The organism is Citrobacter sp. Awk 2 (genome assembly GCF_028069815.1).
Classification (GTDB): Bacteria; Pseudomonadota; Gammaproteobacteria; order Enterobacterales; family Enterobacteriaceae; genus Citrobacter.
Map to the genome: position 1 here is coordinate 1 of NZ_JANEWL010000157.1, position 5,638 is coordinate 5,638.

General features: G+C 52.6%; 6 protein-coding genes. All 6 read right to left on the bottom strand.

Going from position 1 to position 5,638, the window contains the following annotated elements; genetic code table 11:
• Positions 1 to 34 precede the first annotated feature (34 nt).
• From NNO02_RS22310 to NNO02_RS22335, 6 genes are read right to left on the bottom strand one after another with little or no spacing between them, the layout of a single operon-like run.
• Complete coding sequence (locus NNO02_RS22310) at positions 35 to 535, bottom strand: phospholipase D family nuclease (RefSeq protein WP_333908936.1); 501 nt, start codon at positions 533 to 535, stop codon at positions 35 to 37.
• A 35-nt stretch (positions 536 to 570) separates the two neighbouring features.
• On the bottom strand, positions 571 to 1,176 hold the full coding sequence (locus tag NNO02_RS22315; protein ID WP_271441169.1) for an ATP-binding cassette domain-containing protein: 606 nt from the start codon (positions 1,174 to 1,176) through the stop codon (positions 571 to 573).
• Positions 1,160 to 1,954, bottom strand: a complete 795-nt coding sequence (locus NNO02_RS22320; RefSeq protein ID WP_271455777.1) for an ATP-binding cassette domain-containing protein — start codon at positions 1,952 to 1,954, stop codon at positions 1,160 to 1,162. Before NNO02_RS22320 ends, NNO02_RS22315 begins: the two co-directional genes overlap by 17 nt.
• A complete protein-coding gene (locus NNO02_RS22325) occupies positions 1,948 to 2,760 on the bottom strand; it encodes an ABC transporter permease (RefSeq protein ID WP_271455778.1) in 813 nt (270 codons plus the stop codon). The genes NNO02_RS22320 and NNO02_RS22325 overlap by 7 nt, the downstream gene beginning before the upstream one ends.
• Positions 2,750 to 3,724, bottom strand: coding sequence for an ABC transporter permease (locus tag NNO02_RS22330; protein ID WP_271441172.1), 975 nt, complete (start codon positions 3,722 to 3,724; stop codon positions 2,750 to 2,752). The genes NNO02_RS22325 and NNO02_RS22330 overlap by 11 nt, the downstream gene beginning before the upstream one ends.
• Complete coding sequence (locus NNO02_RS22335; RefSeq protein ID WP_271455779.1) at positions 3,724 to 5,310, bottom strand: ABC transporter substrate-binding protein; 1,587 nt, start codon at positions 5,308 to 5,310, stop codon at positions 3,724 to 3,726. Before NNO02_RS22335 ends, NNO02_RS22330 begins: the two co-directional genes overlap by 1 nt.
• Positions 5,311 to 5,638: the final 328 nt, after the last annotated feature.

A 5,638-nucleotide genomic window follows, 5' to 3' on the forward strand; every position in this document is an offset into this window, starting at 1 on the left:
ACATTATAGTTTAATCAATATTGTTTTGCGTCACTCAACCATGCTGGCGGGCAATTTTCCAACGGCTGTCAAAATGGGCCTGGTACTGCGCCACAACACCAGGCTCTCCACGGATCACCAACACGTTTTCAGAATTCGCAAATTCGGCGGATTTGGCAAAATTAAACGAACCGGTCTCCAGCGTGTCGCCATCAATAATCATGGTCTTGTCGTGTTGTAGGTGATAGTGATCATCCAACTCGATAGCGATACCGTTGGCCGTCGCAAACGCGATCGCTTTCTGACTGACTTTCCCCTGATTACGTTTTTTATCGATCACTGCCCGGACAACAACACCTCTTTTTTCTGCATCTACCAGCGCCTGAACAATATCCGCAGACTGAAAGGAATACGCCATCATGTCGATGGTGTGCCGCGCATGATGAATAGTGTCGAGAACTAAACCCCGCGCCGAACCTTCCGGTGAAAAACCTACCTGAACAGAGGCATTTGCCATCGGCACCACGGCCCACAACAGGGCCGCGACCATAGCCATCGATTTTATCTTCATGTTATTGACCAGTGAGTGGTTTAATCTGAGGAGTTATCCGGACAGCGTAGCGTTCGCGTGCAAATCTGATCAAGCAATGCCTGTTGATGGCTGATAATCAGCATACCTAACGGACGGCGCTGACACTCTTCAAGCAGCAGCACCCAGATATCCCGTTGGATAGAGGGATCGAGTTGCGCAGTTATTTCATCGGCAATCAGAAAACGCGTACGCGGGTCGAGCGCCCGCAGTATGGCAATTCGAGCCAACTCACCACCCGAAAGTTGTCCGGGACGACGCGTTAGCCACTCCGGCTTAATATGCAGTCGGGCAAGCATTTCTGCATCTGGCCGCCAGGCATCATGAACCGCATCACCGGTACTCCGTCTGGGGTTAAAGGTTAATTCCGGATGCTGCGGCACGAGCTGCACCGGGCAATATTGATGGCGCGGCAACGGTTGGTTATCAACCAGAACGTCACCGGATGTCGGCTTTTGCCACCCCGCAAGCACACGTCCCAGTGTTGTTTTTCCGGTTCCACTGGGTGCGCAAATCCCAATACGTTCCCCTGGCGAAAGCGAGAATGAGAGATTTTGCCACAGTATTTTGCCTCCCTGACGAATGAACACATCACGACAGCACAGCATACCGCTCTCCAAAAAGTTGATTTCTTTCGGGCAGCGCTCGCCATTGCCGTTGCAGATGTTCACTAATTTCACCACGCAAAAGCTGTTCCCGGCTGACATTATCCGACACTGTTCCGTGATGCAGCGCGACAATGCGATCTGCGTGACGTGCAGCCAGAGTGAGATCATGTGTCACCCATAAAACGCCGGCTCCTTGCTCACACAGGCCGCGTAGCTGTTCCAGCAGTTGATTTGCCAGAGGCGCATCAAGCCAGGCGGTAATCTCGTCAGCAAGAATATAACGCGCCTGGCTGAGCGCGGCATGACACGCCAGAATGCGTTTGGCCATCCCTCCCGAAAGCTGACGCGGGAAAGACTCTAACACGGTGGTATCCAGATGATGACGTTCGAGCAAGCGTTCAATTTGCCCTGTATTCCACGCCTGACCGGAAAGCTGGCTGGCTCTTCGTAAATGCTTTTCAATCGACAACAGCGGATTCAGCGCCTGCACACCTTGCGGAACATAACTAAACGTATTGCCACGGCATGCCCTGATGTCATTGTTATCCAGCATTTTTCCATCAAGGGTGATATTGCCATGCAAGCGCAAATTTTCCGGCAATAGATCAAGTAGGCATTGCAGCAGCAGGCTCTTACCCTCACCGCTGCCCCCCACTAACGCAACCATCTGGCCCGGCGCAACATCAAAGGAGACATCCTGCAGCAACGAGGACCATTTTTTTGCGCCGTACCAGCGATAACGCGCCACTTCCAGCGAAATCTGCTGCAAACTCAACATGTATCACCTCTCAACCATAAACGCTGTACCGCCCGGGCAAGTTGATCAAATAGCATCACAAGGAGAAATAGCATCAGCCCTGGAAACAGCACCAGCCACCAGTCGCCATGACTGATAAACCGCAGCGCATCTGCCAGCAACAGTCCCAGCGAAGGTTCGTGGGGTGCCAGCCCGAAGCCAAGGAAACTTAACGCGGCACTGTGCAATACCGCATGAGGGAACATCAGCAACGTTCCTGTTAGCCACTGGGGCAATAGCGCGGGTAAATAGTGATGCCGCCAGCAGTAAAAGTGGCCATGTCCCAGTCGCCAGGTGAGTGTCAGGTAATCGCTGTGGGCCACGCGTTCCGCTTCAGCACGTAAAATCAATGCCAGCCGCGGCCAGTGTGTGAGCGCAACTGCCATAATCACCCCGCTTTTCCCGCCGCCTAACGTAAAACAGATCAAAATCAGCAGCAGCAGGTGCGGCATGGACAGCATCGCATCAGTGATCAGACGCATGACGACATCCAGGCGTGGATGCAAACGAGAAATCGCCGCCATCAGTAACGCAATGAATCCGCTGCACAGGGCCGCGCCAATACCGATTTGCAGACTGGTAAGCGCCCCCTGAAAGCAACGAACCCACAAATCGCGCCCCAGATTGTCGGTACCAAACCAGTACAGCGCATCAGGCGGAAGATGACGGGCAAGAAGATTCACGCTCAAGGGATTATCCAGCGTGGCCGCGCCATATACTGCAATAAATAACAGGCCGCTCACGGACAGCAGAAGACGAACAAGCGTCGGCGTCGGATTATAGAGCATCGGGTCGCTCCAGCGCACGATTCAGAACATGGACAAACCAGGCAGAGAGAGAGTTACCCATAAACACCAGCACGGTACTGAACAAGACAATCCCCATCAGTAACGGCAGGTCACCGCGTAATCCGGCATCGATGGTAGCCTGCCCCAGCCCCGGATAGGCAAAAACCTTTTCAGCCAGCAACGCACCGCCCAACAGTTCGCCCAACGAGGCAAACTGTAGACATAGCGCTGGCGTGATGGCGTGTCGCAGAACCTGGTGTCGCAACAGCGACCATCCCTTGTCACCCTGCGAACGCGCAAAGCGGACAAATTCGCTTTTCATCACGCTGGCGATACTTTCCCGCGTGTGCAACGTAATTTGCCCCAGCCCCAGCAGACTAAGTGCACAAACAGGGAGAACCAGATGGCGCAGACGTTCAGTCAGCGTTGCCATATCACTGTTATTTCCCGGTTCCCACGCACAACAGACCGGGAACAGCGGCCAGCGCACCGCAAATACCGCTAGCAACAGCATGCCAATCCAAAAGGTCGGTAAGGAAGAAAGCAGATAGCTAAGTCGGCAGATGGCTTTATCCGGCCAACGGTTCAGGTAGCGGCCAGCAACAAACCCCATTGTCGTTCCCAATAAACCGGAAACCAACCACGCACCGCTAAGCAGCGCAAACGAGGTCGCAAACCGCTCCTTAATCACGCTGGCAACAGGGGCATTAAACAGCATCGAGTAACCAAGATCGCCCTGCAGCACGCGTAAGAACCAGTGGAAAAAACGCTCCCACAGAGGTTGATCCAGGCCCCAACGCGCAGCAATACGTGCATATTGCTCCGGCGGAACATGCAGCAAATCGTTGCCAATATAGGCACGGATGGGATCGACCGGCGAAAAGCTGAGCAAGATGAAAGTGCCAGCCGCGACCAGCACTAACAACACTATCAGCCGTAATACATGGCCTAAAACAGACTTCATCAACGGCAGGTCCAGGTCCATTCATCAAGATTGTTGAGCAACGACCAGCTACCGTGAATTTCCGGTGCACCTTTGCCCAGATCAATGCACGGATTTGCCAGATAGGTGTGCTGAATATTCAGCAGCCATGCCCATGCGGCATCCCCTTGTACGCCTGCGCCTTGTTTGCCATCCCACTCAACCTGTTGCCAGAAAGGCAACGCTTTTTGCCAGTCTGGTGCATCAATGGCCTGCTTGAGATGTTGCTCGACCACCGGATTGCTGTAGTAGCCAGGGTTGTAATACTCCACACCCGCCGCCTGCCCGCTGTAGTGATGGAAAAGCTCCATCGGATCCAGACTCCCCCAGCCGAACAGCGTAGGATTAGCATGCATATGGCGTTCAACGGTTTCCCAGCTACCCGACTGCAGCGACACTGCAATGCCTACCGGCTGCAGCATGGCACGCACGGCCTCGGCTAAATCACGACGGGTGCTGTCGCCGCTGGCATACCACAACGTCAGACGCGCCTCTTTACCGTCTTTCACCCGTACACCGTCTTTGCCCACTTTCCAGCCGGCCTGATCCAGAATCGTCCGGGCTTTTTCAGCGTCACCATCTTTGAATGCCACCGAAGTCCCCTGCCATGGCAACCCCTGAACCGCGCTATACGCGGGGATTGCATGGCCTTCCATAACCTGCCCGGCAAGCTGCTTACGGTCAATGGCGTAATTGATCGCACGCCTGATAGCAATATCGGCTGTAATATCGTTCCCTACCGGATAACCATTAGCATCTTTCTTCCCTGCCGGAACCATTGGGAAAACAATACCGCGGTTCTCTACACTGTCGCGAACCCACAGTTTTAAATTCTGCTGTTCAGGTGCTACCGCCATCGACGGCGCAATACGTACCAGTCCCAGCTGACCACTTCGCGCTGCGGCATATGCGTTATCCTCATCGAGGAATACAAATACTAACCGGTTGAAATCATTCTTCTTACCGGCATACCACGGGTTTGCTTCCACGATCAGTTGCTGCCCCGGCTGAAAGCTCACCAGGCGGTAAGGACCTGCGCCAATCGGATTTTTGGCAAATGTTTTTTCGTCATACTGTTTTGCCGGAACAATACCTAACGAACCGAGCACATTCACAAAAGTGCTCTGCGGATGACTAAGCGTAATTTCTGCCGTGCGGTTGTCTATCACGCGGGCATGGGTGAAATTTCCCATGTCAATTTTTCCACCACTTTTTGCGGCTTTGTTATAGGTGAAGACCACATCTTCAGCCGTTAGCGGTGAACCATCAGAGAATTTGAGATCGGGCTTAAGCGTCAGCGTCCAGGTTTTGCCGTCGGCACTGGTCACCACTTTTTCCGTCAGCAGGTTCCCCCAGCTCATATCCGCATTTTGCTTTAACACAGGTGCATGCAACAGCAGATAGCTGCCATGACTCCAGCCCAACATCGGGTCAAATCCCTCCGTCGGCTCGGGCCCAATGGCCAGTTTTAGCGTCTGGCCTTCGTCTGCATTTTGCGCAGCGAGGAGTGGCGAGGTTAATGCGAGAGTCAGTGCGCACGTCAGCAGTGCCAGCTTGCCTTTAATCATTCTCTTATCCAGATTTACGTTATTTTTATCTCGTTTAACGAACAATTTACGTTAGACGGTCTCCTGGGGAAGGGATTATGGCGGACAGTAATGCCGAAAAAAATGATACAGCGCAGAAAAGTATGACGATTTTTAAAAAACATCATACGACTTTCTAATACCCGGCGCTTTCACGTTTCACTTCGCTGAAGTGATTAAGCAAAATCACCGTATTTATTCGGCGTTATATTAAATAAGAAGCAATAGTTGCAGGGAAAACTATTCACCCACTTCGGTTTTTGCCTACCTCAAATTCATGACAATTTATGTATATTTATTAAAGAAAGAC